Raw genomic sequence first — 25,516 nt, forward strand, 5'->3', positions numbered from 1 at the left:
CCACGACAGTAGCCTTACACCAAGTCCGAAGGGAGTAGCGGTGTTTGTCGATGTTGGACTTTTGCATTCGGGGGCAAATGAGTCTCACTACGCCGGTGAGCACGCCCACGGTGGTGCTGATCAGCTGTCGCGGGGACCCCTGCTGTCGGGGATGTTCGGTACATTTCCTGTCGCCCAGACGTTTCACGACGCGGTCGGCGCGGCCCACGCACAGCAGATGCGAAACCTGCACGCTCACCGGCAGGCGTTGATCACGGTGGGCGAGAAAGCGCGCCATGCCGCGACGGGGTTCACCGACATGGACGACGGCAACGCCGCTGAGTTGAAAGCTGTGGTATGCAGCTGCGCCACATAAACATCCGGGCGCTGATCGCCGAGGCCGGCGGCGATCCCTGGGCGATCGAGCACAGCCTGCACGCGGGTCGGCCGGCTCAGATTGCCGAGCTGGCGGAGGCGTTTCACGCGGCGGGTCGATGCACCGCCGAGGCCAACGCGGCCTTCGAGGAAGCCCGTCGCCGCTTCGAAGCGTCCTGGAATCGAGAGAACGGCGAGCACCCGATCAACGACTCCGCCGAAGTGCAGCGCGTGACCGCGGCGCTGGGTGCGCAGTCTTTGCAATTGCCCAAGATCGGTGTCGATTTGGAGAACGTTGCGGCCGACCTCGCCGAGGCGCAACGGGCTGCGGCCGGGCGGATTGCGACGCTCGAAAGTCAACTGCAGCGGATCGACGATCAGCTTGACCAAGCGCTGGAACTCGAGCACGACCCCCGACTGGCCGCGGCCGAAAGATCCGAACTCGATGCGCTGATCACCTGCCTTGAGCAAGACGCCATCGACGACACGGCGTCAGCACTGGGCCAGCTGCAATCGATACGCGCCGGATACTCGGATCACCTGCAGCAATCACTGGCCATGTTGCGTGCCGATGGCTACGACGGGGCGGGGCTGCAGGGATTGGACGCACCGCAATCGCCGGTGAAACCCGAAGAGCCGATTCAGATTCCGCCACCAGGAACCGGGGCACCAGAGGTGCATCGGTGGTGGACGTCGCTGACGTCTGAGGAACGGCAGCGTCTGATCGCCGAGCACCCGGAACAGATCGGCAATCTCAACGGCGTTCCGGTCAGCGCGCGCAGCGATGCCAACATCGCGGTGATGACGCGGGACCTGAATCGGGTACGTGACATCGCCACCCGGTACCGCACGTCGGTTGACGACGTCCTGGGTGATCCGGCGAAATACGGTCTGTCCGCCGGCGATATCATCCGCTACCGCAACGCCGATGAGACCAAGAAAGGCCTCGACCATAACGCCCGTAACGATCCCCGGAACCCCTCCCCGGTATACCTGTTCGCCTACGATCCAATGGCATTCGGCGGTAAGGGACGAGCCGCGATCGCTATCGGCAACCCCGACACCGCAAAACACACCGCCATGATTGTGCCCGGCACCAGCAGCAGCGTGAAAGGCGGCTGGTTGCATGACAATCACGACGACGCGCTGAACCTCTTTAACCAGGCCAAGGCCGCCGACCCGAATAATCCGACCGCGGTGATCGCGTGGATGGGATATGACGCCCCGAACGACTTCACCGACCCGCGTATCGCCACTCCGATGCTGGCCCGAATCGGTGGTGCGGCACTGGCCGAGGACGTCAACGGTTTGTGGGTAACGCATCTCGGAGTCGGCCAGAATGTCACCGTGTTGGGCCACTCGTACGGCTCGACCACCGTGGCCGACGCGTTCGCCTTGGGCGGCATGCATGCCAACGATGCGGTGCTACTGGGCTGCCCGGGAACCGACCTGGCCCACAGCGCCGCGAGCTTTCACCTGGACGGAGGCCGGGTGTATGTGGGTGCGGCCTCTACGGATCCGATCAGCATGCTCGGGCAGCTCGACAGCCTCAGCCAGTATGTGAACCGTGGCAACCTTGCGGGTCAGCTGCAAGGTTTAGCCGTCGGCCTGGGCACCGACCCCGCCGGCGACGGATTCGGTTCGGTGAGGTTTCGCGCTGAGGTGCCCAACTCTGATGGCATCAACCCCCACGACCACTCCTATTACTACCACCGGGGCAGCGAGGCGTTGCGCAGCATGGCAGACATCGCCTCCGGTCACGGCGACGCGCTAGCATCCGATGGCATGCTGGCCCAACCACGTCACCAACCCGGCGTCGAGATCGACATTCCAGGTCTTGGGGCGGTGGAAATTGACATACCGGGCACGCCGGCCAGCATTGACCCGGAGTGGAGCCGCCCTCCGGGATCTATCACCGACGACCATGTTTTCGATGCCCCACTCCACCGCTGATCGACGGCTTCGGCTGACGCGGCAGGCTTTGCTCGCCGCGGCCGTGGTGCTGTTGCTAGCAGGATGTGCGCTGGTGATGCACAAACCCCATTCCGCGGGTTCGTCTAATCCCTGGGATGATTCCGCGCACCCGCTCACCGACGATCAGGCCATGGCCCAAGTCGTCGAGCCAGCCAAACAGATCGTCGCCGCCGCCGACCTGCAGGCTGTCAGAGCGGGATTCTCGTTCACCTCGTGTAACGACCAAGGCGATCCGCCTTATCAGGGCACCGTCAGGATGGCCTTTCTCTTGCAGGGCGATCACGACGCGTACTTTCAGCACGTCCGTGCCGCCATGCTGTCGCACGGCTGGATCGACGGCCCCCCACCGGGACAGTACTTTCACGGCATAACCCTGCACAAGAACGGAGTGACCGCGAACATGAGCTTAGCGTTGGACCACAGTTACGGAGAGATGATCCTTGATGGTGAGTGCCGCAATACGACCGACCACCACCATGACGACGAGACCACCAACATCACCAACCAACTCGTTCAGCCATGAAGGCGTCGGGTGCCTTCACTGTTCCCACATCGATGTCAGTGATCACCAACCCGTGTGGCACGTGGCGACCGGAGACCGCACAGCCCGCATCGCACCCACAATCGACGAACTCGGACCCACCCTGGTCGAAACGGTACGCCGCCGCGACACACTGCCCCGCATCGCCCAAGCCGTAGCCGTGGCCGCCACCCGCAACTACGGCGTCCCCGACAACGAAACGGACCTACTGCGGTCGCCCAGGCCAAGGTGGCCACCAAACGCTGCTGACATGCAGTGGAGTGCACAGACACGACAGCTGCAATAGCCTTACGCGGGTGACCAGCACCCCCCACCCACCACAGGACAATGGACACCAACCCACCCCCCAGCGCCGCCGCGTTCACGCAATTGGCCGTTGGCGGCCGTGGCCAGCGTCGCGATTGCCGCGGTTGTGCTGGGTGCCGCAGCTTTAATCGTGGCACTGACGCGCCCGACGGCCAGCGGTGCAGCCACCGCCGCTGGCACGACCACCGAGCCGACATACACCGCAGCAGAAACCGCCGCCGCGCACCAAAAGTTGTGTGAGGTGTACAAACTGGCAGCGCGGGCGGTCCAAATACAAACCCATGGCGACAACCAGGCGCTCGGTGTCGCTGCCTTAGTCAACGGCGCGGTTATGCTCGAACAGGCAGTGAGCGCGGCCCCGGCTCTCACGCCAAACGATCGTATCGCTGCTCTCGCGCTCGCCGACGCGTTCACCAACGTTAACGCCGTAGGCAGCTATGCGCCTATGAGCGACCCGGCGTCGCAGGCAGCGCTAAATGATGCCAACGCCAAGGATGCGCGCATGAAGGCCATCTGCGGTGGCGGGTGATCTGCCACCCGGCAGGTGGTCGGCGCTCTTGGTGGGTGCGTGGTGGCCGGCGCAGCCCGATGCGCCGATGGCCGGGGTGACGTATTGGCGTGAGGCAGCACAGCTCAAACGCAACGAGGCCAACGACCTGCGCAACGAGCGATCCCGGTTAGCGGTAAACCAAGGGCGCACCGCCGACGATTTGTTGGAGCGCTATTGGCGTGGCGAACAACGGCTGGCCACCATCGCGCATCAGTGCGAGGTCAAAAGCGACCAAAGCGAGCAAGTCGCAAATGCAGTGCACCATGTGCGGGATCGGCTGACCGAGATCGCACAATCCGGCAATCAGCAAATCGACCAAATCCTCGCCAGCAAAAAACCGATCGAAGCGAAAGTTACCGCGGTAAACGCCGTCATTGAACGATCAAACATCGACGCCGCTAATGCCGGAAGAACCGCGATGTCGAACATTATCGACGCGACACAACGAGTGCTCGACGAAACCATCGGCGGCGACGCCCACACCTGGCTACGTGACCACGGTGTAACCCTCGACACTCCCGCGCGGCCGCGCCCAATCACTGCTGAGGACTTGAATCCCAGTTTTCAGTCGGCGCCCGCGTTCGGTATTGGTCAGGTGCCCGCCGCATCGGCACCGGACCACGTCGGCGTGCCGCCGGCGTCACCAGCAGGGTCAGCGTTGGGTGCTGGTCAGGTGCCCGCCACATCAGCACCATATGGCATTCATGTGCCGCCGGTGTCACCACCAGCGCCAGTTGTTGGCGCTGGTCAGGTGCCCGCCCCATCATCACCACCGGGTACCGTCGCACCACCCTTACCCCCCAGCGCGCCGGCCGTTGGTGTTGGTGGCCCGTCGGTGGCGGGCGCAGCTATGCCGCCAGCGGCGGCAACAGCGCCGTTATCCCCGCAGTCGTTGGGTCAGTCGTTCACCACCGGGATGACGACGGGCGCGCCGGCCGCGGCCGGTGCACAGGCGCTGTCGGCAGGGGCGCTGCACGCGGCAACCGAACCCCTGCCGCCACCGGCGCCACCCCCGACGACACCCACGGTCACCACACCGACAGTCGCGACCGCCACCACGGCCGGGATTCCCCACATCCCCGACAGCGCGCCGACCCCCAGCCCGGCACCGATCGCGCCACCAACCACCGACAACGCCAGCGCCATGACACCCATCGCGCCCATGGTCGCTAATGGCCCGCCAGCATCCCCGGCCCCCCCGGCCGCCGCCCCCGCGGGGCCACTACCCGCCTACGGCGCCGACCTGCGCCCACCGGTAACCACACCCCCTGCCACACCACCCACCCCAACCGGACCCATCTCCGGTGCCGCGGTCACACCCTCCTCACCCGCAGCGGGCGGCTCACTAATGTCACCCGTCGTCAACAAATCCACCACACCAGCCACCACCCAGGCCCAACCCAGCAACCCAACACCACCGCTAGCCAGCGCCACCGCGGCCGCCACCACCGGCGCCGCAGCCGGAGACACCTCCCGCCGAGCCGCCGAACAACAACGCCTACGCCGCATCCTCGACACCGTCGCCCGCCAAGAACCCGGATTATCGTGGGCTGCCGGGCTACGCGACAACGGCCAAACCACACTGCTGGTCACCGACCTCGCCGGCGGCTGGATCCCCCCACACATCCGCCTACCCGCCCACATCACCCTGCTCGAACCGGCCCCCCGACGCCGCCACGCCACCGTCACCGACCTACTGGGCGCCACCACCGTAGCCGCAGCACACCACCCCCACGGCTACCTCAGCCAACCCGACCCCGACACACCCGCGCTCACCGGCGACCGCACAGCCCGCATCGCAGCACGAATCGAGGAACTCGGACCCACCCTGGTCGAAACGGTACGCCGCCGCGACACACTGCCCCGCATCGCCCAAGCCGTAGTAGTGGCCGCCACCCGCAACTACGGCGTCCCCGACAACGAAACCGACCTCCTGCGGTAGCCCAGGCCAAGGTGGCCACCAAACGCTGCTGGCATGCAGGTGGAGTGCACAGACACGACAGCTGCAATAGCCTTACGCGGGTGACCAACACCCCCCCACCCACCACAGGACAATGGACACCGACCCACCCAGCGCCGGCAGGTTCACACAATTGGCCGTTGGCGGCCGTGGCCAGCGTCGCGATTGCCGCGGTTGTGCTGGGTGCCGCAGCTTTAATCGTGGCACTGACGCGCCCGACGAACAGCGGTCCAGCCACCGCCGCTGGAACGACCGCCGAGCCGACATACACCGCAACAGAAACCGCCGCCGCGCACCAAAAGTTGTGTGAGATATACACACTGGCGGCGCGTTCGGTCCAAATAGAAACCAATGGCAACAACCCGGCACTCGCGGCCGCTGCCTTGGCCAATGGGGCACTGATGCTGGAGCAAGTGGTGAATACCGCGCTTGCGCTCCCGCCGGGCGATCGCGCTGATGCACTTGCGCTGGCTGACGCGTACACCAGTACTAACGCCATGGGTAGCTTCCTTGGTCGCGACGATCCGGCGCTACAAGCAGCGCTCAACGATGTCAATACCAAGGATGGGCGGATGAAGGCTGTGTGTGGTGGCGGGTGATCTGCCACCCGGTCGGTGGTCGGCGCTCTTGGTGGGTGCGTGGTGGCCGGCACGGCCCGATGCGCCGATGGCCGGGGTGACATATTGGCGCGAAGCCGCACAACTGAAACGCGACGAGGCCAACGACCTGCGCAACGAGCGATCCCGGTTAGCGGTAAACCAAGGGCGCACCGCCGACGATTTGTTGGAGCGCTATTGGCGCGGCGAACAGCGACTAGCCACCATCGCGCACCAGTGCGAGGTCAAAAGCGACCAAAGCGAGCACGTCGCCGATACGGTGAACTATTTGCGGGATCGCCTGACCGAGATCGCACAATCCGGCAATCAGCAAATCGACCAGATTCTCGCCGGCAAGGACTCGATGGAAGCGAAAGTTACGGCAGTGAACGCGGTCATCGCGCAATCAAACGCCATGGCTGACCACGTGCGAGCAACCGCCATGTCCAACATTATCGACGCGACACAGTGTGTGCTGAGCGCGACCGTCGGCGGTCACGCCCGAGCCTGGTTACGTGACCACGGTGTAAACCTCGACAAACCCCCACGGCCGCGCCCGATCACAGCTGAAGACTTGAATTTATCTCTGGCCTCATCAACAGCGCCCGCTGTGGGCGCGCCTCGGGGCGGGTCCGACGCACCGTTGCCGGACACCGGAATAGCCGCGGGCTCACCAGCATCACCAGCGGTGAGCGGTCCACGAGGAGTCTCCACCGCATCACTGTCGGAAGCAGGCATACCTGCGGGCCCCCCAGCATCGCCAGCGGTGGGCAGTCCTCGCGGGGTACCCGCCCCGCCCCCGTGTCCCGTCGCACCACCCTTACCCCCCAGCGCGCCGGCCGTTGGTGTTGGTGGCCCGTCGGTGGCGGGCGCAGCTATGCCGCCAGCGGCGGCAACAGCGCCGTTATCCCCGCAGTCGTTGGGTCAGTCGTTCACCACCGGGATGACGACGGGCGCGCCGGCCGCGGCCGGTGCACAGGCGCTGTCGGCAGGGGCGCTGCACGCGGCAACCGAACCCCTGCCGCCACCGGCGCCACCCCCGACGACACCCACGGTCACCACACCGACAGTCGCGACCGCCACCACGGCCGGGATTCCCCACATCCCCGACAGCGCGCCGACCCCCAGCCCGGCACCGATCGCGCCACCAACCACCGACAACGCCAGCGCCATGACACCCATCGCGCCCATGGTCGCTAATGGCCCGCCAGCATCCCCGGCCCCCCCGGCCGCCGCCCCCGCGGGGCCACTACCCGCCTACGGCGCCGACCTGCGCCCACCGGTAACCACACCCCCTGCCACGCCACCCACCCCAACCGGACCCATCTCCGGTGCCGCGGTCACACCCTCCTCACCCGCAGCGGGCGGCTCACTAATGTCACCCGTCGTCAACAAATCCACCACACCAGCCACCACCCAGGCCCAACCCAGCAACCCAACACCACCGCTAGCCAGCGCCACCGCGGCCGCCACCACCGGCGCCGCAGCCGGAGACACCTCCCGCCGAGCCGCCGAACAACAACGCCTACGCCGCATCCTCGACACCGTCGCCCGCCAAGAACCCGGATTATCGTGGGCTGCCGGGCTACGCGACAACGGCCAAACCACACTGCTGGTCACCGACCTCGCCGGCGGCTGGATCCCCCCACACATCCGCCTACCCGCCCACATCACCCTGCTCGAACCGGCCCCCCGACGCCGCCACGCCACCGTCACCGACCTACTGGGCGCCACCACCGTAGCCGCAGCACACCACCCCCACGGCTACCTCAGCCAACCCGACAGGCAATCCCCTGTAACCGTAGAGACTTGTTTGTAGGGATTTGATCTTGATAGGAGCCGGGCGCCGTGGCGGGTCTGGTGGGCAGGGCTGCTGCTCCTGCCCGTGCCGCTGTGCGGGAAGGGGCCGTAGAGGCTCCGGGGTCAAGGGCGGGCCGTAGGCCCGTCGCGTAGCGATCGCGGTAGCGACCCTTGAGGCCGGAGGGGCGGCCCCGTAGCCTGCCGCGGCGCTCGGCGGGCAGGACAGCGGCGGCGAAGCCGTCTCCTTCTGGGTTCATGCCGCCCGTTTCTGGGCGTGCTGTTCACCGGCTGGTTGCTCACTCCGTTGTTGACCACAGGCGCGTTCGTAGTCGACGGGGCTGAGCATGCCGTTCGTGGAATGCCGACGTTCAACGTTATACTCGTCGATCCAGGCGGCGACCGCGTGACGTGCCTCTTCACGTGTGTGGAAGTGGTTGTTGCGCAACAATTCCCATTCCAGGGTCGAGTTGAACGATTCCGCGGCCGCGTTGTCGAGAGCCGACCCGGTACGCCCCATCGATTGGGTGACGCGAGCGGATCGGCAAGCGCTGGCGAACAGTTCGCCGGTGTATTCACCGCCCTGGTCGGTGTGGAAAATGACCCCGGCCACCGACCCGCCGCGCACCGCAATGGCCATGCACAGCGCCGCCCGCGCCAGCGCGGCGTCATGGTGCACCCCCATGGCGAACCCGGGCACCCGCCGCGAATGCAGGTCAATTACTGAGGCGAGGTGCAGTTTGCCCTCATCGGTGGGGATTTCGGTCAGATCGCCCACCCAGGCGAGGTTGGGGTGGTCGCGCGGGGAAAAGTCTCGGCCCAGCAGATCGGGGGCCTTACGCGCGGATTTGTCCGGTTTCGTGGTGCCGTGCCGGCGGCGTTTGCGCCGCGCTACCAGACCCTGCTCGCGCATCAGCGCCGCGACGGTGTTCACCGACACCCGCCACCCCATATCCCGTAGGTCAGCGGTAATCCGCGGTGATCCGTAGGTCCGCTTGTGCTTGGCGAACAGATACCCGATGGTGGCCGCCAACGCTTTTCGCCGTGCACGCCGTGGTGAACCATCGCTATGGCACCACTTGTAAAACCATGCCTGCGACACGCCCAGCGCGCGGCACGACACCGCGTGCGGGATACCGTGTTCTACCCTCTGAGTGGCGATTACAGCGGCCAGGCCTACCGATGCATCGCTTCCTTGACCCAGAGGGCGACCGAGCGTTTGAGAACATCGCGCTCCATCGCCAGCTCCGCATTCTCCGCACGCAACCGCTTGAGTTCCTCGCGTTCGCTCTCGCAAAGCCGCCCGTCACCACCGTCTCGGGCGCGCTCATCCTGCCTGACCCAGCTACCCAGGGTGCCGTCACTGATCCCGAGCTCACGAGCAACCTGCGCGATCGGTTTGCCGGTCTCCCGAACGATCCGGACGGCGCCTTCCTTGAACTGGGCATCGAACTTCCGCCGTGCCTCCATCGCCTAACCTCCTCATGGCGATGTCTCCACGATAAGAGGGGAAGCCCAGACCCCGACACACCCGCGCTCACCGGCGACCGCACAGCCCGCATCGCAGCACGAATCGAGGAACTCGGACCCACCCTGGTCGAAACGGTACGCCGCCGCGACACACTGCCCCGCATCGCCCAAGCCGTAGTAGTGGCCGCCACCCGCAACTACGGCGTCCCCGACAACGAAACCGACCTCCTGCGGTAGCCCAGGCCAAGGTGGCCACCAAACGCTGCTGGCATGCAGGTGGAGTGCACAGACACGACAGCTGCAATAGCCTTACGCGGGTGACCAACACCCCCCCACCCACCACAGGACAATGGACACCGACCCACCCAGCGCCGGCAGGTTCACACAATTGGCCGTTGGCGGCCGTGGCCAGCGTCGCGATTGCCGCGGTTGTGCTGGGTGCCGCAGCTTTAATCGTGGCACTGACGCGCCCGACGAACAGCGGTCCAGCCACCGCCGCTGGAACGACCGCCGAGCCGACATACACCGCAACAGAAACCGCCGCCGCGCACCAAAAGTTGTGTGAGGTGTACAAACTGGCAGCGCGGGCGGTCCAAATACAAACCCATGGCGACAACCAGGCGCTCGGTGTCGCTGCCTTAGTCAACGGCGCGGTTATGCTCGAACAGGCAGTGAGCGCGGCCCCGGCTCTCACGCCAAACGATCGTATCGCTGCTCTCGCGCTCGCCGACGCGTTCACCAACGTTAACGCCGTAGGCAGCTATGCGCCTATGAGCGACCCGGCGTCGCAGGCAGCGCTAAATGATGCCAACGCCAAGGATGCGCGCATGAAGGCCATCTGCGGTGGCGGGTGATCTGCCACCCGGCAGGTGGTCGGCGCTCTTGGTGGGTGCGTGGTGGCCGGCACGGCCCGATGCGCCGATGGCCGGGGTGACGTATTGGCGCGAAGCCGCACAACTGAAACGCGACGAGGCCAACGACCTGCGCAACGAGCGATCCCGGTTAGCGGTAAACCAAGGGCGCACCGCCGACGATTTGTTGGAGCGCTATTGGCGCGGCGAACAGCGACTGGCCACCATCGCGCATCAGTGTGAGGTCAAAAGCGACCAAAGCGAGCACGTCGCCGATACGGCGAACTATTTGCGGGATCGGCTGACCGAGATCGCACAATCCGGCAATCAGCAAATCGACCAAATCCTCGCCAGCAAAAAACCGATCGAAGCGAAAGTTACCGCGGTAAACGCCGTCATTGAACGATCAAACATCGACGCCGCTAATGCCGGAAGAACCGCGATGTCGAACATTATCGACGCGACACAACGAGTGCTCGACGAAACCATCGGCGGCGACGCCCACACCTGGCTACGTGACCACGGTGTAACCCTCGACACTCCTCCGCCATCGCGCCCCCTCACCGCCGACGACCTGGATTCGTTGATGTCACCAGCCGGGTCGACCGTCGGCGGTGCGTCGATGGCACCACCCGGTGCGTCAGCGCCATACGCACCTGTGCAGCCGCCTCAAGCTACGTCAACGGTCGGCGGTATTCCGATAACATCCGGTGCTTCGACGCCTGGCGGCGGCGCGCTGGGCGCGCCGCCGGCAACGTCAAGGATCGGTGGTGCGCCTATTGTGCCCGACCCGCCGCCCCCGCGTACCGTCGCACCAGCGTTACCGCCAAGCGCCCCCGCCGTTGGTGTTGGTGGCCCGTCGGTGGCGGGCGCAGCTATGCCGCCAGCGGCGGCAACAGCGCCGTTATCCCCGCAGTCGTTGGGTCAGTCGTTCACCACCGGGATGACGACGGGCGCGCCGGCCGCGGCCGGTGCACAGGCGCTGTCGGCAGGGGCGCTGCACGCGGCAACCGAACCCCTGCCGCCACCGGCGCCACCCCCGACGACACCCACGGTCACCACACCGACAGTCGCGACCGCCACCACGGCCGGGATTCCCCACATCCCCGACAGCGCGCCGACCCCCAGCCCGGCACCGATCGCGCCACCAACCACCGACAACGCCAGCGCCATGACACCCATCGCGCCCATGGTCGCTAATGGCCCGCCAGCATCCCCGGCCCCCCCGGCCGCCGCCCCCGCGGGGCCACTACCCGCCTACGGCGCCGACCTGCGCCCACCGATGACCACACCCCCTGCCACGCCACCCACCCCAACCGGACCCATCTCCGGTGCCGCGGTCACACCCTCCTCACCCGCAGCGGGCGGCTCACTAATGTCACCCGTCGTCAACAAATCCACCACACCAGCCACCACCCAGGCCCAACCCAGCAACCCAACACCACCCATCACCAGCGCCACCGCGGCCGCCACCACCGGCGCCGTAGCCGGAGACACCTCCCGCCGAGCCGCCGAACAACAACGCCTACGCCGCATCCTCGACACCGTCGCCCGCCAAGAACCCGGATTATCGTGGGCGGCCGGGCTACGCGACAACGGCCAAACCACCCTGCTGGTCACCGACCTCGCCGGCGGCTGGATCCCCCCACACATCCGCCTACCCGCCCACATCACCCTGCTCGAACCGGCCCCCCGACGCCGCCACGCCACCGTCACCGACCTACTGGGCGCCACCACCGTAGCCGCAGCACACCACCCCCACGGCTACCTCAGCCAACCCGACCCCGACACACCCGCGCTCACCGGCGACCGCACAGCACGCATCGCAGCACGAATCGAGGAACTCGGACCCACCCTGGTCGAAACGGTACGCCGCCGCGACACACTGCCCCGCATCGCCCAAGCCGTAGTAGTGGCCGCCACCCGCAACTACGGCGTCCCCGACAACGAAACCGACCTCCTACACCACAAAACCACCGAGATCCACCAAGCCGTACTGACCACCTACCCCAACCACGACATCGCCACGGTGGTCGATTGGATGCTGTTGGCGGCGATCAACGCACTGATCGCAGGCGACCAGTCGGGGGCGAACTATCACCTTGCCTGGGCGATCGCCGCGATATCAACGAGGAGATCCAGATGACGTCAATCGAATCGCATCCCGAACAATATTGGGCGGCGGCCGGCAGGCCAGGGCCGGTGCCGCTGGCGCTGGGACCCGTTCATCCCGGTGGACCGACGCTGATCGACCTGCTGATGGCGCTGTTTGGCTTGTCCACGAACGCCGATCTGGGAGGCATTAACGCCGACATCGCGGGCGATGACGCCGATCGGCGGGCACATGCGGCCGATGCCGCGCGCAAGTTCTCGGCGAACGAGGCCAATGCGGCGGAGCAGATGCAGGGGGTGGGCGCGCAGGGAATGGCGCAGATGGCGTCAGGCATCGGCGGAGCGCTCAGCGGCGCGCTCGGCGGCGTCATGGGGCCGCTGACCCAGCTCCCGCAACAGGCGATGCAAGCCGGGCAGGGCGCCATGCAGCCGCTGATGAGTGCAATGCAACAGGCCCAAGGCGCTGACGGACTGGCGGCCGTGGACGGGGCGCGGCTGCTGGACAGCATCGGGGGCGAGCCCGGTCTTGGCAGCGGTGCAGGTGGCGGTGACGTCGGGGGCGGGGGCGCTGGCGGCACTACCCCCACCGGCTATCTGGGTCCACCACCCGTACCGACGTCGTCACCGCCGACGACTCCCGCGGGGGCACCGACCAAGTCGGCGACGATGCCCCCGCCCGGCGGCGCTTCACCTGCCTCAGCGCACATGGGTGCGGCCGGGATGCCGATGGTGCCGCCGGGCGCGATGGGCGCCCGGGGCGAAGGGAGCGGCCAAGAAAAGCCGGTCGAAAAGCGCGTGACCGCGCCTGCGGTCCCCAATGGCCAGCCGGTCAAGGGCCGCCTGACGGTGCCCCCGAGCGCACCGACCACGAAACCCACCGACGGCAAGCCCGTAGTTCGCAGGCGCATCCTGCTGCCCGAGCACAAGGACTTCGGACGCATTGCTCCCGACGAGAAGACCGATGCCGGTGAGTGACGATTCGTCGTCGGCGTTCGATCTGATTTGCGCCGAGATCGAACGCCAGTTGCGCGGCGGCGAGCTGCTCATGGATGCCGCAGCAGCATCCGAATTACTACTCACCGTGCGGTATCAGCTCGATACCCAGCCGCGGCCACTTGTCATCGTGCATGGACCGCTGTTTCAGGCTGTCAAAGCGGCCCGCGCACAGGTGTACGGACGCCTGATACAGCTGCGACACGCGCGCTGTGAGGTGCTCGATGAGCGATGGCAGCTACCGCCGACGGGTCAGCGCGATGTGCGCGCACTGCTGATCGATGTGCTGAACGTGTTGTTGGCGGCCATTACCGCCGCAGGCGTGGAACGGGCATACGCGTGCGCGGAGCGGCGGGCGATGGCCGCCGCGGTTGTCGCCAAGAATTACCGGGACGCGTTGGGTGTCGAGCTGCAGTGCAATTCCGTATGCCGAGCCGCCGCCGAGGCGATCCACGCGCTGGCGCACCGCACAGGGGCTACCGAGGATGCCGACTGCCTCCCGCCGGTTGATGTGATACACGCCGACGTTACTCGCCGCATGCATGGCGAGGTGGCGACCGACGTTGTCGCGGCCGGCGAACTGGTGATAGCGGCGCGACACTTGCTGGACCCCATGCCCAGGGGCGAGCTCAGTTACGGCCCACTCCACGAGGGGGGAAATGCGGCCCGTAAATCGGTCTATCGACGCCTGGTTCAGCTATGGCAAGCGCGCCGGGCTGTTACCGACGGCGACGTCGACCTGCGCGACGCTCGCACGCTGCTGACCGATCTGGATAGCATTTTGCGTGAGATGCATACGGCCGCAACCATTCATCAGGCGTACACACGAGCGGAACGGCGGGCGATGGCGGCGGCGGTCGTCGCCAAGATTCGCGGCGACGCAATGGGCCTCGACGCCCAGCGCGACGCGGTACATCGCGCGGCCGCCGATGCGCTCCACGCGTTGCAATCGGTTGGCATACACCAATAGGCGACCCTTTGGCAGTTGAGGGTATAGCGGAGATCGGCGCGTCGTTGCCGGGGCGGGAGTCGACGCCTTCCGATGATGGAGGTTCCCTACACCCATCAGCAAGACCTCGACGCGTCCAGGGCCACCGGTGGTGCGGGCTTGGCCTGTGCAGAGCTGGACCCCATCGGTTGGACAGGCCGCGGCGGTTCGTAGGTGGAGGGCTGCTGCTGGTTATGCCGCTTGCGGTAGCGACAGGGTCTGATGGTAGACCTCGTCAGGGGTACGGTGGTTCACATCCTGGTGACGTCGTCGGCTGTTGTAGAACTCGAAGTAGTCGCCGAGCCCTTTCTTGGCCTGGGTGCCGTTCTCATATGCCTTGAGGTAGACCTCCTCGTATTTGACGCTGCGCCAAAGCCGTTCGATGAATACGTTGTCCATCCACCGGCCCCGACCATCCATGCTGATGGTGATGCCGTGGCGGTTCAGCACCCCGGTGAATGCCTCGCTGGTGAACTGGGCGCCTTGGTCGGTGTTGAACATTTCCGGAGCGCCGTAGGCTTCGATCGCCGCGGTGAGGGCATCAATGCAGAAACTGGTGTCCATCGTGTTGGACAGCCGCCAGCACAGCACCTTGCGCGAGTACCAGTCCATGACTGCAACGAGGTACATGAAGCCGTGGGCCATCGGCAGATACGTCACGTCCGCGCACCACACCTGATTGGGCCGGTCGATTTTCAGCCCGCGCAGCAGGTACGGGTAGATCCGCTGCCCGAGCGCCGGGATCGTGGTCCGTCGCTTCGGATACAAAGCCGCCAGCCCCATGATGCGCATCAGGCGCACCACCTTCTTGCGATTGACCACCAAGCCGTCGTCGGCAAGGGCGTCGACGATGCGTCGACTGCCTAAAAACGGGTGGGTCAGGTGGATTTCATCGATCCTGCGCATCAGATCGATGTCGCCGGCCGGCGTCGGCTTGGGCTGGTAGTACACCGTTGAACGCGCCACATCCAGCAGCTCGCACTGGCTGGTGACGGGCAACCTGTCGTCGCGGTCGATCATGGCACGCCTCACTTGGGGTCCAAGCGCGCGAGCCCGCGATCTAAAAAATCGCGCTCCATCGTCAGCTCACCGATCTTGGCGTGCAGCTCCTTGATCTTGGCCTCGCTATCGGCGACTGGCCCCGAGCCGGACCCGAACATGCCAGCAGCGCCTTCCAGCAGCTGCCGCTTCCACGCCGTGATCTGGTTCGGGTGCACATCGAAGCGCTGCGCCAATTGCGCCAACGTCTGCTCTTCGGTCAATGCCGCCAACGCCACCTTGGCCTTGAACTGCGGCGAATGATTCCTACGCTTGCGCCTTGCCATGAGATCCGCTCCTTCGACTGTTCAGCCATCATCGAAGCAGCCCCCACTTAACCCACTGTCCAAGAACACGGGTCCATCTCTTGCTGACACATGACCGCTTTCCGCCGCCTTGATTGTTGACCGGCACTGGGTTTGGGGGCGGCCGCGTCACTGTAGGTGAGTATGGGACGTGAGCGACATGTGCGACGTGGTGTCGTTCGTTGGCGCCGCCGAGCGTGTTCTGAGGGCGAGATTTCGGCCGAGCCCGGAATCTGGCCCCCCAGTTCACGCTCGGCGGTGCGGTTGGTCTCTGGGGATCAGCGCGGAGACGCTGCGCCGGTGGGCAGGTCAAGCCGAGGTCGATAGCGGTGTGGTGGCCGGCGTGTCCGCCAGCAGAAGCGGGAGCGTAAAGACCAGCGAGCTTGAGCAAACCATCGAAATACTCAAGGTCGCAACGAGTTTCTTCGCGCGGAAGTGCGACCCACGACACCGCTGATCTGCGCGTTCGGCGACAAGCACAAGCACACCTACGGGGTCACACCGATCTGTCGGGCACTGGCCGTGCACGGCGTGCAGATCGCCTCGCGCACCTATTTCGCGGATCGCGCGGCAGCGCCTTCGAAACGCGCACTGTGGGACACCACAATCACCGAAATCCTGGCCCGCTACTACGAACCCGACGCCGAGGGCAAACGCCCACCGGAATGCCTGTACGGCAGCCTGAAGATGTGGGCGCACCTGCAGCGCCAGGGCTTCCGGTGGCCCTCTGCCACGGTGAAGACGATCATGCGGGCCAACGGTTGGCGCGGAGTGCCCCTCGCAGCGCACGTCACACACCACCGAACCAGACCCGGCCGCGGCCCAGGCCCTAGACCTGGCGGGTCGGCAATGGCGGGCTTTAGCAACGAACCTGCTGGAAGCGGCCGACTTCACCTACGCGCCGATGACGTGGAGTTCCGGCTACACCGCGTTCGTGGTCGACGCCTACGCCGGTGTGATCGCGGGCTTGGAATGCTCGCTGACCAAAGACGCAGCGTTCGTCGAACGCGCATTACGCCACGGCCTTCCAGACTCACCGAGGTCGCCCGTTTGGCGGAGCTATTCATCATCGCGACGCCGGAAGTCAGAGATGGACCCGTGTTCTTGGACAGTGGGTTAAGTGGGGGCTGCTTCGATGATGGCTGAACAGTCGAAGGAGCGGATCTCATGGCAAGGCGCAAGCGTAGGAATCATTCGCCGCAGTTCAAGGCCAAGGTGGCGTTGGCGGCATTGACCGAAGAGCAGACGTTGGCGCAATTGGCGCAGCGCTTCGATGTGCACCCGAACCAGATCACGGCGTGGAAGCGGCAGCTGCTGGAAGGCGCTGCTGGCATGTTCGGGTCCGGCTCGGGGCTAGTCGCCGATAGCGAGGCCAAGATCAAGGAGCTGCACGCCAAGATCGGTGAGCTGACGATGGAGCGCGATTTTTTAGATCGCGGGCTCGCGCGCTTGGACCCCAAGTGAGGCGTGCCATGATCGACCGCGACGACAGGTTGCCCGTCACCAGCCAGTGCGAGCTGCTGGATGTGGCGCGTTCAACGGTGTACTACCAGCCCAAGCCGACGCCGGCCGGCGACATCGATCTGATGCGCAGGATCGATGAAATCCACCTGACCCACCCGTTTTTAGGCAGTCGACGCATCGTCGACGCCCTTGCCGAGGACGGCTTGGTGGTCAATCGCAAGAAGGTGGTGCGCCTGATGCGCATCATGGGGCTGGCGGCTTTGTATCCGAAGCGACGGACCACGATCCCGGCGCTCGGGCAGCGGATCTACCCGTACCTGCTGCGCGGGCTGAAAATCGACCGGCCCAATCAGGTGTGGTGCGCGGACGTGACGTATCTGCCGATGGCCCACGGCTTCATGTACCTCGTTGCAGTCATGGACTGGTACTCGCGCAAGGTGCTGTGCTGGCGGCTGTCCAACACGATGGACACCAGTTTCTGCATTGATGCCCTCACCGCGGCGATCGAAGCCTACGGCGCTCCGGAAATGTTCAACACCGACCAAGGCGCCCAGTTCACCAGCGAGGCATTCACCGGGGTGCTGAACCGCCACGGCATCACCATCAGCATGGATGGTCGGGGCCGGTGGATGGACAACGTATTCATCGAACGGCTTTGGCGCAGCGTCAAATACGAGGAGGTCTACCTCAAGGCATATGAGAACGGCACCCAGGCCAAGAAAGGGCTCGGCGACTACTTCGAGTTCTACAACAGCCGACGACGTCACCAGGATGTGAACCACCGTACCCCTGACGAGGTCTACCATCAGACCCTGTCGCTACCGCAAGCGGCATAACCAGCAGCAGCCCTCCACCTACGAACCGCCGCGGCCTGTCCAACCGATGGGGTCCAGCTCTGACATCATGACGCCCGACACCAGCCGCGGCCAGCAGGCGGTCATCGGCATCACCAACTACATCCTCGCCAAGATACCCGGCTGAGCGCGACACCATTGGCCTAGGACACCGGCACCACGATCAACTCGTGCGGGCAGTTGTTGACAGACACAGCACCGTCCTCGGTCACGATCACGATGTCCTCGATGCGGGCGCCCCACCGGCCCGGGAAATAGATTCCCGGCTCGATGGAAAACGCCATGCCGGGAACCAACACCAGGTCATTGCCGGCGACGATATAGGGCTCCTCGTGCACGCACAGCCCGATGCCGTGCCCGGTGCGGTGCACAAAATACTCCGCGAGCCCGGCCTCGGCGAGCACGTCACGCGCGGCGGCGTCCACCTGCTCCGCTGTCACCCCTGGGCGGATGGCCTCGAACGCCGCCCGCTGGGCTCGCTGCAACATCGAATATGACTGCGCTACATCAGAATCAGGCTCGCCGATGCTGTAGGTTCGGGTGGAGTCGGAGTGGTATCCAGGCCCATACGTGCCGCCGATGTCGACGACAACTATGTCACCCTCCCGCAATTCGCGGTCCGAATATCCGTGATGCGGGTCGGCGCCGTGCGGCCCGGAGCCCACGATGACGAACGCTACCTCCGAATGCCCTTCGGCGACAATTGCTTCGGCGATGTCGGCGGCTACGTCGGCTTCCGTTCGGCCCGGGACCAGAAACTCCGGCACTCGGGCATGCACTCGATCGATCGCCGCGCCGGCCTTACGCAGCGCGTCGATCTCGGTTTCCTCCTTGACCATCCGCAGCCTGCGCAGCACGTCGGTGGCCAATACCGGCAGCACACCCAGTGCGTCGGCCAGCGGCAACATGTGCAACGCCGGCATGGAATCGGTGACCGCGGTCGCTACCGGAGCTCCGCCCAACACCGCACTCACCAACCCGTAGGGGTCGTCACCGTCGACCCAATCGCACACGCGCAGACCCAATTCCGCTGCGGCGGATTGCTTGAGGGCGGCGAGCTCCAGCCGCGGCAGCACAACCGCCGGCGCACCGGCGGCCGGCAACACCAACGCGGTGAGCCGCTCGAACGTCTCCGCTCGCGACCCGATGAGGTAACACAGGTCGTAGCCGGGAGTTATCACCAGACCCGCCAGACCGGCGTCCGCCGTCGCGGCCGCCGCTAAAGCCAGCCGCCGTGCATAAACCTCGGCGTCGAATCGGCGAGAACCCATGTCAGCCAGGTTAACCGCGCGTTCGCGAGCGCTGGCAAGATAGCCCGCATGCCCGCACCCGATCCGATGCGTGACGACCCGCCGCACCCGGCTCCGCCGCGCTTGCGATCGCCACTGGACCCAACAAGTGGCGACCCGCCGCACCCGGCTCCGCCGCGCTTGCGATCGCCACTGGACCCAACAAGTGGCGACCCGCTGCACCCGGCTCCGCCACGCTTGCGATCGCCACTGGACCCAACAAGTGGCGACCCGCTGCACCCGGCTCCGCCACGCTTGCGATCGCCACTGGACCCAACAAGTGGCGACCCGCTGCACCCGGCTCCGCCGCGCTTGCGATCGCCACTGGTGCTACTGGACGGCGCCAGCATGTGGTTCCGCTCGTTCTTCGGTGTGCCATCATCGATCACCGCTCCGGATGGCCGGCCGGTCAACGCCGTACGCGGCTTCATCGACTCCATGGCGGTGGTGATCACACAGCAGCGGCCAAACCGGCTGGCGGTCTGCCTCGACTTGGATTGGCGCCCGCAGTTCCGGGTGGACCTGATCCCGTCATACAAGGCACACCGGGTGGCTGAGCCTGAGCCCAACGGCCAGCCCGACGTCGAGGAGGTGCCCGACGAGCTGACCCCGCAGGTCGACATGATCATGGAGTTACTGGACGCGTTCGGGATCGCGATGGCAGGCGCCCCGGGATTCGAAGCCGACGACGTGCTGGGCACGCTGGCAACCCGGGAGCGCCGCGACCCGGTAATCGTGGTCAGCGGAGACCGCGACCTGCTGCAAGTGGTCGCCGACGATCCGGTCCCGGTCCGGGTGCTCTACCTGGGCCGCGGCCTTGCCAAGGCCACCTTGTTCGGACCGGCCGAGGTCGCCGAGCGCTACGGGTTGCCGGCACATCGCGCCGGCGCGGCCTACGCCGAACTCGCGCTGCTGCGTGGCGATCCGTCCGACGGCCTACCCGGCGTGCCAGGCGTCGGCGAGAAGACCGCCGCTACCCTACTGGCCCGACACGGCTCGCTAGATCAGATCATGGCGGCCGCCGACGACCCCAAGACCACGATGGCCAAGGGCCTACGTACCAAACTGCTTGCCGCGTCGGCCTACATCAAGGCCGCCGACCGGGTAGTGCGGGTCGCCACCGACGCACCGGTCACGCTGTCGACACCCACCGACAGGTTGCCGCTGGTCGCAGCTGACCCGGAGCGCACCGCCGAGCTGGCGACCCGATTCGGGGTTGAATCCTCGATCGCGCGACTACAAAAAGCGCTCGACACGCTGCCCGGATGACGATTACTGTGGCCGGCCGACCTCGTAGGTGCCCTTGTTGTCCTGGAAGGTCACGGTCACGCGCTTTGAGGTGCCGTCGATGCTCACCGTGCATTCGAAGGTGGCGCCCTTTTTGACCGTGGGGTCTGAACCGTTGTTGCACTTGACGTCTTTGACGTTCTTGGCGCCGTACCCCGTGGTCTCATCGGTGAGAACCTGCTGCACACCGGCCTGCGCCTTAATGACGTCCAGCTTGGTGGTGACGAAGAATCCGGGTGCCCAGAAGCCGAGTATCAGAACCGCGCCGATGAACAGCACGGCCATCACGGCGATCACGCCGCCGATCACCGCAACCGAACGCTTCGACCCCTGACCCGACTGGCCATACGGGCCGTATTGCCCGGGGTACTGACCGGGCGGTGCGTACTGGCCGGTCTGGCCGTACTGTCCCGGCTGGCCATATTGGCCCGGCTGCTGGTATTGGCCGTACTGACCGGGCACGCCGAGCTGGGTGGGCTGTGCACCGAACTGTTCGGGCTGCGCATAGCCGGGTGTGGGCTGCGGGTACTGCTGCGGGTACGCCGGGTCAGCCGGCTGTTGGTACTGCGGTGTGTACGCCGGGGCCTGCCACGTCGCCTCCTGGGTCGGCTGCTGCTGCCAGGGATATCCCGCGGCCACGGTGGGGTCCGAGGAATGGTCGGCGCCCTGGCCGGGCGGCTGCCACGGCTGCCTTGGGTCCGATCCCTGCGGTCCGCTCATCGCTTCTCCTCAGTCTGTGTTAACCGTAACTCTGGCCCAGCCTACCCGGCGTCAACCGCGACGACGCCGCGCCGAATGTCACCGATAGCGCGCTTTGCGGTAGCCCGCAGTTCGGGGTTGGGCGCAGCGTTACGAACTTGGTCCAGCAGATCGAGCACCTGGCGGCACCAACGCACGAAATCCCCTGCCAATAACGGTGATCCGCTGCCGTTCACGTCGGCAGCGGCCAATGCCGCCGCTAGATCACCGGTTCGCGACCAGCGGTAGATGACTCTGACAAAGCCATCGTCGGGTTCGCGACTCGGGGTGATGCGGTGTGCCTGCTCGTCGGCGCGCAATGTCGTGGACAGCCTTGATGTCTGAGTCAGAGCCTGCCGTAACCGCGGTGTGGGCACATCGGCTCCGAACGGGGCGCCCGGGCCGTCACCACCGCGCGTCTCGTAGACCACCGCCGACACCACCCCCGCCAATTCGGCCGGCTTTAAACCCTCCCACGCACCTGTACGTAGGCACTCGGCCACCAACAGGTCGCTCTCGCTGTAAATCCGCGCCAGCAGCCGGCCGTCGTCGGTGACCACGGGATCAGTGGCCGGGCCATCGATGAACTCCCGTTCGGTGAGCAGCCCGACGAATCGGTCGAACGTGCGGGCCAACGAGTTGGTGGCGGCGGCGACCTTCCTCTCTAATTGCGCGTTGTCGCGTTCGATGCGTAAGTAACGCTCGGCCTGGCGGATCTGGTCCTCGAGCCCGGGCGAGGTATGCACCGGATGACGGCGCAATTGTTCGCGCGACGACTCCAGCTCCGGATCGTGAAACCCGCCGGCCTCGCTGACGCGCCGGGCGGCTGGAATAACCAGACCCGCGGCTGCCGATCGCAGCGCCGAGGCCAGGTCGCGCCGGACCCGCGGCTGGCGGTGCTCCACCCGCTTGGGCAGCGTCATCGACCCCACCGGCGTCGTGCCCGAGTAGTCGGCCGAGGAGATCCGTCCCGCCCATCGGTGTTCGGTTAGCACCAGCGGACGCGGGTCGTCGCGGTCGCGGGCTGATTCCAGGACGACGGCCAGACCACCGCGGCGGCCGTGGGTGATGGTGATGATGTCACCACGGCGCAGCGCGGCCAGCGCATCGGTGGCCGCCTGCCGTCGCTGTAACCGCGACGCGCGGGCCTGCGCACGTTCCAGCTCGGACACCCGCGCGCGCAATCGAGCGTATTCGAGGATGGGCGCATCAGATCCGCCCAGTTCGGCTGCGATTTCGCCGAGTATCCTGTTGCCCCGCTCAATTCCGCGGACCAGTCCGACCACGGATCGGTCGGCCTGATATTGGGCGAACGACTGCTCGAGCAGTCGGTGCGCCTGTTGCGGACCCATCCGGTGCACCAGGTTGATCGTCATGTTGTACGACGGGGCAAACGAGCTGCGCAGCGGAAAGGTGCGGGTGGAGGCCAGGCCCGCCACCTCGGACGGTTCAATTTCCGGGTGCCAGATCACCACCGCGTGACCCTCGACGTCGATACCGCGCCGGCCGGCGCGACCGGTCAGTTGGGTGTACTCCCCCGGCGTCAGCGGCATGTGCTGCTCACCGTTGAACTTCACCAGCCGCTCCAGCACCACCGTGCGGGCCGGCATGTTGATACCGAGCGCCAGAGTCTCGGTGGCGAATACAGCCTTGACCAAACCGGCGGTGAACAGCTCCTCCACCGTGTGCCGGAAGGCCGGCAACATGCCCGCGTGGTGGGCGGCCAGACCGCGCAGTAACCCTTCCCGCCATTCGTAGTAGCCGAGTACCGCCAGGTCGGAGTCGGCCAGGTCACCGCAGCGGTGGTCGATCACCTCGGCAATCCGTGCGCGCTCCTCTTCGCTGGTCAACCGCAGCGGTGACCGCAGGCATTGGGTGACCGCGGCGTCACAACCGGCCCGGGAGAACACGAAGGTGATCGCCGGCAACAGCCCTTCAGCGTCGAGTTTGGCGATCACCTCGGGTCGGCCGGGTGGCCGGTAGAAGCCGGGCCGGCCCGAGCCTCGGCGCCGAGGCTGCCAATCGGCCATCCGGTCGGCCTCACGGCGATGCGCGATGTGGCGCAGCAACTCGCGGTTGACTTGGGGCTGCCCTTCGGCTTCGCCGATCCGGTAATCGAACAGGTCGAACATACGCTTGCCCACCAAGACGTGTTGCCACAACGGCACCGGCCGATGCTCGTCGACCACCACCGTGGTGTCGCCCCGCACCGTCTGGATCCAACCGCCGAACTCCTCGGCGTTGCTCACCGTCGCCGACAGGCTGACCACCCGCACGTCGTCGGGCAGTTGCAGGATCACCTCCTCCCACACCGGACCCCGCATCCGGTCGGCGAGGAAATGCACCTCATCCATCACCACATAGGAAAGCCCCTGCAGCGCAGGCGAATCCGCGTAGAGCATGTTGCGCAGCACTTCGGTGGTCATCACCACCACCGGCGCGTTGCCGTTGACCGACAGGTCACCGGTCAGCAGCCCGATCTGGTCACGGCCGTAGCGTGCTGTGAGATCGGTGTGCTTTTGGTTGCTCAGGGCTTTCAGCGGCGTGGTGTAGAAACATTTACTGCCGGCCGCCAGCGCCAGGTGCACGGCGAACTCGCCGACCACCGTCTTGCCAGCGCCGGTCGGCGCGCACACCAGCACACCGTGGCCGCGTTCCAGCGCGCTGCAAGCCCGCTGTTGAAAGTCGTCGAGCGAGAACGGCAGGTCCGCGGTGAACCGGTCCAGCTCGACCAGCTCAGTCACGTCGCCGCCGCCTCGCCAGTTGACCGCGCCCGCTCGCGGCTAGCGGGCCTACGTGACGTCGTCATGAGATCCGATGACCGACGGCGCCGGCACCGGCGAGGGCGGGTCGATGACCGAAGCTTCGTCGTCGGGAATCGCGCCTTCGCGCTTGGCTTTTCGCTTGTCATGCACGCGGGCGATCTGAATGGCGAGCTCTAGCAGCACGGTCAACGCCGCACCGAGCGCGGTCATCGAGAACGGATCGGATCCGGGCGTGAAGATCGCCGCGAAGACGAACATCGCAAAGATCAACCCGCGCCGCCAAGACTTGAGCCGCTCATAGGTCAGCAGGCCCGCCAGGTTCAGCATCACGATCAGCAGGGGGAATTCGAAGCTGACCCCGAACACCACCAGCAGGTTGAGCAGAAAGCCAAAGTAGCGGTCGCCAGACAGCGCGGTCACCTGCACGTCGCTGCCGACGGTCAACAAAAAGCCCAACGCCTTGGACAACACCAGGTAGGCCAGTACGGCACCGGCGACGAACAGCACCGCTGCCGGGATCACGAACGCCACCGCGAAGCGGCGCTCCTTCTGGTAGAGACCAGGCGTGATGAACGCCCACAGCTGGTAGAACCACACCGGGCAAGCCAGCACAATCCCGGCGGCCATCCCGACCTTGAGCCGCAACATGAACTGGTCGAACGGCGCGGTGGCCAACAAACGGCACTCTCCGTCGGCGCTGATATCCGCCCGGGCCGACTGCGGCAGGGCACAGTAGGGATGCCGCAGCCACTCTCCGAGGCTGTCCAACCCGAAAATCGAATGCGAATACCAGACGAACCCGAAGATTGTGGTGACCAAGATCGCGGCCAGGGAGATCAGCAACCTGGTGCGTAACTCGGTCAGGTGGTCGACCAGCGACATCGTCGCGTCAGGATTGACGCGGCTGCGCCTGTTACGTGGGTTGAGCCGTTTGAGAAGACCGGCGGCGCGCACTGAAGCGACGCCCGGGCTAAGCCGGCCGAGCCTCGGTGCTGTCTTGACCAGACGCCGCTGAGGGGTCGACACGCTGCGATTGCACCGGCGTGGGGGTCTCGATAGACGCTTCCGCTTTGTTCTCGTTCTGCAGTTCACGGACCTCGGACTTAAAGATTCGCAACGACTTGCCCAACGAGCGCGCCGCATCGGGGAGCTTCTTGGCACCGAACAACACGATCACCACGACAGCGAGGATCGCCCAATGCCACGGACTCAGACTGCCCACTTTGATTACCTCCAGACGTTGACCCGATGCTACCGCAGCGGCCGCGGCACCCGGAGATTTCG

Annotated in this window: 18 protein-coding genes and 10 pseudogenes; 17 read left to right on the forward strand and 11 right to left on the reverse strand. The window is 65.9% G+C overall.

What is annotated here, in order from left to right:
* Positions 1-40: 40 nt before the first annotated feature.
* The 4 genes and pseudogenes from MCAN_RS10965 to MCAN_RS23570 form a co-directional block, all read left to right on the forward strand.
* Positions 41-355: a DUF2563 family protein gene (locus MCAN_RS10965; protein WP_003410700.1), complete on the forward strand. Its 315-nt coding sequence runs from the start codon at positions 41-43 to the stop codon at positions 353-355.
* The gene (locus tag MCAN_RS10970; RefSeq protein ID WP_014001112.1) at positions 337-2,307 is read left to right on the forward strand and encodes a putative alpha/beta hydrolase; all 1,971 of its coding nucleotides are present in this window, start codon (positions 337-339) and stop codon (positions 2,305-2,307) included. The genes MCAN_RS10965 and MCAN_RS10970 overlap by 19 nt, the downstream gene beginning before the upstream one ends.
* Positions 2,288-2,851, forward strand: coding sequence for a hypothetical protein (locus MCAN_RS10975; RefSeq protein WP_014001113.1), 564 nt, complete (start codon positions 2,288-2,290; stop codon positions 2,849-2,851). Before MCAN_RS10970 ends, MCAN_RS10975 begins: the two co-directional genes overlap by 20 nt.
* Positions 2,852-2,915: 64 nt before the next feature.
* Positions 2,916-3,080 (forward strand): annotated as a pseudogene (locus MCAN_RS23570) (DUF5631 domain-containing protein); the annotation flags it as partial.
* Here the strand turns inward: MCAN_RS23570 and MCAN_RS23575 are convergent.
* A pseudogene (locus MCAN_RS23575) lies at positions 3,047-3,424 on the reverse strand (hypothetical protein). The pseudogenes MCAN_RS23570 and MCAN_RS23575 overlap by 34 nt on opposite strands.
* Here MCAN_RS23575 and MCAN_RS22710 point away from each other — a divergent pair.
* Positions 3,306-3,704: a hypothetical protein gene (locus tag MCAN_RS22710; RefSeq protein ID WP_230864527.1), complete on the forward strand. Its 399-nt coding sequence runs from the start codon at positions 3,306-3,308 to the stop codon at positions 3,702-3,704. The pseudogene MCAN_RS23575 and the gene MCAN_RS22710 overlap by 119 nt on opposite strands.
* Positions 3,694-5,661, forward strand: a pseudogene (locus MCAN_RS10995) (DUF5632 domain-containing protein); the annotation flags it as partial. The gene MCAN_RS22710 and the pseudogene MCAN_RS10995, both read left to right, overlap by 11 nt.
* Here the strand turns inward: MCAN_RS10995 and MCAN_RS23580 are convergent.
* Positions 5,628-6,004: pseudogene (locus MCAN_RS23580) on the reverse strand (hypothetical protein). The pseudogenes MCAN_RS10995 and MCAN_RS23580 sit on opposite strands and share 34 nt — an antisense overlap.
* Between MCAN_RS23580 and MCAN_RS11000 the strand changes: the two are divergent.
* Together MCAN_RS11000 and MCAN_RS11005 are read left to right on the forward strand one after the other, a co-directional pair.
* Positions 5,886-6,284 (forward strand): hypothetical protein, encoded by a 399-nt coding sequence (locus MCAN_RS11000; RefSeq protein ID WP_230865010.1) that lies wholly within the window; start codon positions 5,886-5,888, stop codon positions 6,282-6,284. The pseudogene MCAN_RS23580 and the gene MCAN_RS11000 sit on opposite strands and share 119 nt — an antisense overlap.
* A pseudogene (locus tag MCAN_RS11005) lies at positions 6,274-8,076 on the forward strand (DUF5632 domain-containing protein); the annotation flags it as partial. The gene MCAN_RS11000 and the pseudogene MCAN_RS11005, both read left to right, overlap by 11 nt.
* A gap of 258 nt (positions 8,077-8,334) precedes the next feature.
* Here the strand turns inward: MCAN_RS11005 and MCAN_RS11010 are convergent.
* Positions 8,335-9,282 carry an IS3 family transposase gene (locus tag MCAN_RS11010; RefSeq protein ID WP_230872274.1) on the reverse strand — a complete coding sequence of 316 codons (948 nt, stop codon included), beginning with the start codon at positions 9,280-9,282 and terminating at the stop codon, positions 8,335-8,337.
* Positions 9,255-9,548, reverse strand: coding sequence for a transposase (locus MCAN_RS11015; protein WP_015287736.1), 294 nt, complete (start codon positions 9,546-9,548; stop codon positions 9,255-9,257). The genes MCAN_RS11010 and MCAN_RS11015 overlap by 28 nt, the downstream gene beginning before the upstream one ends.
* A gap of 42 nt (positions 9,549-9,590) precedes the next feature.
* Here MCAN_RS11015 and MCAN_RS24140 point away from each other — a divergent pair.
* Positions 9,591-9,779: pseudogene (locus MCAN_RS24140) on the forward strand (DUF5631 domain-containing protein); the annotation flags it as partial.
* On the opposite strand, the pseudogene MCAN_RS22970 reads toward MCAN_RS24140, so the two are convergent.
* A pseudogene (locus tag MCAN_RS22970) lies at positions 9,746-10,122 on the reverse strand (hypothetical protein). The pseudogenes MCAN_RS24140 and MCAN_RS22970 sit on opposite strands and share 34 nt — an antisense overlap.
* Here MCAN_RS22970 and MCAN_RS23590 point away from each other — a divergent pair.
* From MCAN_RS23590 to MCAN_RS11035, 4 genes and pseudogenes are all read left to right on the forward strand, one after another.
* Positions 10,004-10,402, forward strand: a complete 399-nt coding sequence (locus tag MCAN_RS23590) for a hypothetical protein (RefSeq protein ID WP_232505281.1) — start codon at positions 10,004-10,006, stop codon at positions 10,400-10,402. The pseudogene MCAN_RS22970 and the gene MCAN_RS23590 overlap by 119 nt on opposite strands.
* Positions 10,392-12,545 (forward strand): DUF5631 domain-containing protein, encoded by a 2,154-nt coding sequence (locus tag MCAN_RS11025; protein WP_014001118.1) that lies wholly within the window; start codon positions 10,392-10,394, stop codon positions 12,543-12,545. The genes MCAN_RS23590 and MCAN_RS11025 overlap by 11 nt, the downstream gene beginning before the upstream one ends.
* Positions 12,542-13,486, forward strand: coding sequence for a hypothetical protein (locus MCAN_RS11030; RefSeq protein ID WP_014001119.1), 945 nt, complete (start codon positions 12,542-12,544; stop codon positions 13,484-13,486). The genes MCAN_RS11025 and MCAN_RS11030 overlap by 4 nt, the downstream gene beginning before the upstream one ends.
* Positions 13,479-14,623 (forward strand): annotated as a pseudogene (locus MCAN_RS11035) (hypothetical protein); the annotation flags it as partial. The gene MCAN_RS11030 and the pseudogene MCAN_RS11035, both read left to right, overlap by 8 nt.
* 61 nt (positions 14,624-14,684) lie before the next feature.
* Here MCAN_RS11035 and MCAN_RS11040 read toward each other — a convergent pair.
* Positions 14,685-15,817, reverse strand: a protein-coding gene (locus tag MCAN_RS11040) for an IS3 family transposase (RefSeq protein ID WP_407635585.1) whose coding sequence is annotated in 2 segments (ribosomal slippage) — positions 14,685-15,547 and positions 15,547-15,817 — 1,134 coding nt in all. Because the reading frame shifts where the segments join, the coding sequence is not laid out codon by codon here.
* Positions 15,818-16,106: 289 nt separating this feature from the next.
* On the opposite strand from MCAN_RS11040, the pseudogene MCAN_RS22430 reads away from it, so the two are divergent.
* From MCAN_RS22430 to MCAN_RS24145, 3 genes and pseudogenes are all read left to right on the forward strand, one after another.
* A pseudogene (locus tag MCAN_RS22430) lies at positions 16,107-16,920 on the forward strand (IS3-like element ISMyma10 family transposase); the annotation flags it as partial.
* A gap of 82 nt (positions 16,921-17,002) precedes the next feature.
* Positions 17,003-18,135, forward strand: a protein-coding gene (locus tag MCAN_RS11065; protein WP_407635586.1) for an IS3 family transposase whose coding sequence is annotated in 2 segments (ribosomal slippage) — positions 17,003-17,258 and positions 17,258-18,135 — 1,134 coding nt in all. Because the reading frame shifts where the segments join, the coding sequence is not laid out codon by codon here.
* Positions 18,136-18,196: 61 nt separating this feature from the next.
* Positions 18,197-18,280 (forward strand): annotated as a pseudogene (locus MCAN_RS24145) (hypothetical protein); the annotation flags it as partial.
* 16 nt (positions 18,281-18,296) lie between these two features.
* Here MCAN_RS24145 and MCAN_RS11070 read toward each other — a convergent pair.
* Complete coding sequence (locus MCAN_RS11070) at positions 18,297-19,424, reverse strand: M24 family metallopeptidase (RefSeq protein WP_003410743.1); 1,128 nt, start codon at positions 19,422-19,424, stop codon at positions 18,297-18,299.
* Between the two features lie 330 nt (positions 19,425-19,754).
* Between MCAN_RS11070 and MCAN_RS11075 the strand changes: the two genes are divergently transcribed.
* The gene (locus tag MCAN_RS11075) at positions 19,755-20,711 is read left to right on the forward strand and encodes a 5'-3' exonuclease (protein WP_041180270.1); all 957 of its coding nucleotides are present in this window, start codon (positions 19,755-19,757) and stop codon (positions 20,709-20,711) included.
* A 3-nt stretch (positions 20,712-20,714) separates the two neighbouring features.
* On the opposite strand, the gene MCAN_RS11080 is transcribed toward MCAN_RS11075, so the two are convergent.
* Genes MCAN_RS11080 through tatA form a run of 4 tightly spaced genes read right to left on the reverse strand, consistent with a single transcriptional unit; the run spans position 20,715 to position 25,454 of the window.
* Positions 20,715-21,449: a DUF4333 domain-containing protein gene (locus MCAN_RS11080; protein WP_014001126.1), complete on the reverse strand. Its 735-nt coding sequence runs from the start codon at positions 21,447-21,449 to the stop codon at positions 20,715-20,717.
* A gap of 41 nt (positions 21,450-21,490) precedes the next feature.
* Complete coding sequence (locus MCAN_RS11085; RefSeq protein WP_014001127.1) at positions 21,491-24,211, reverse strand: DEAD/DEAH box helicase; 2,721 nt, start codon at positions 24,209-24,211, stop codon at positions 21,491-21,493.
* A 48-nt stretch (positions 24,212-24,259) separates the two neighbouring features.
* Positions 24,260-25,186 carry a twin-arginine translocase subunit TatC gene (tatC, locus tag MCAN_RS11090; protein ID WP_014001128.1) on the reverse strand — a complete coding sequence of 309 codons (927 nt, stop codon included), beginning with the start codon at positions 25,184-25,186 and terminating at the stop codon, positions 24,260-24,262.
* Positions 25,187-25,202: 16 nt separating this feature from the next.
* On the reverse strand, positions 25,203-25,454 hold the full coding sequence (tatA, locus tag MCAN_RS11095; RefSeq protein ID WP_003410768.1) for a Sec-independent protein translocase subunit TatA: 252 nt from the start codon (positions 25,452-25,454) through the stop codon (positions 25,203-25,205).
* Positions 25,455-25,516: the final 62 nt, after the last annotated feature.

Source organism: Mycobacterium canetti CIPT 140010059, from assembly GCF_000253375.1.
GTDB classification, from domain to species: domain Bacteria; phylum Actinomycetota; class Actinomycetes; order Mycobacteriales; family Mycobacteriaceae; genus Mycobacterium; species Mycobacterium tuberculosis.

What these genes read in the sequence shown, in the direction of transcription:
- MCAN_RS10970 (WP_014001112.1), top strand. Translation starts at nt 337, where the DNA reads ATGCAGCTGCGCCACATAAACATCCGGGCGCTGATCGCCGAGGCCGGC.
- MCAN_RS10975 (WP_014001113.1), top strand. Translation starts at nt 2,288, where the DNA reads ATGCCCCACTCCACCGCTGATCGACGGCTTCGGCTGACGCGGCAGGCT.
- MCAN_RS11015 (WP_015287736.1), bottom strand. Translation starts at nt 9,548, where the DNA reads ATGGAGGCACGGCGGAAGTTCGATGCCCAGTTCAAGGAAGGCGCCGTC.
- MCAN_RS11030 (WP_014001119.1), top strand. Translation starts at nt 12,542, where the DNA reads ATGACGTCAATCGAATCGCATCCCGAACAATATTGGGCGGCGGCCGGC.
- MCAN_RS11070 (WP_003410743.1), bottom strand. Translation starts at nt 19,424, where the DNA reads ATGGGTTCTCGCCGATTCGACGCCGAGGTTTATGCACGGCGGCTGGCT.
- MCAN_RS11080 (WP_014001126.1), bottom strand. Translation starts at nt 21,449, where the DNA reads ATGAGCGGACCGCAGGGATCGGACCCAAGGCAGCCGTGGCAGCCGCCC.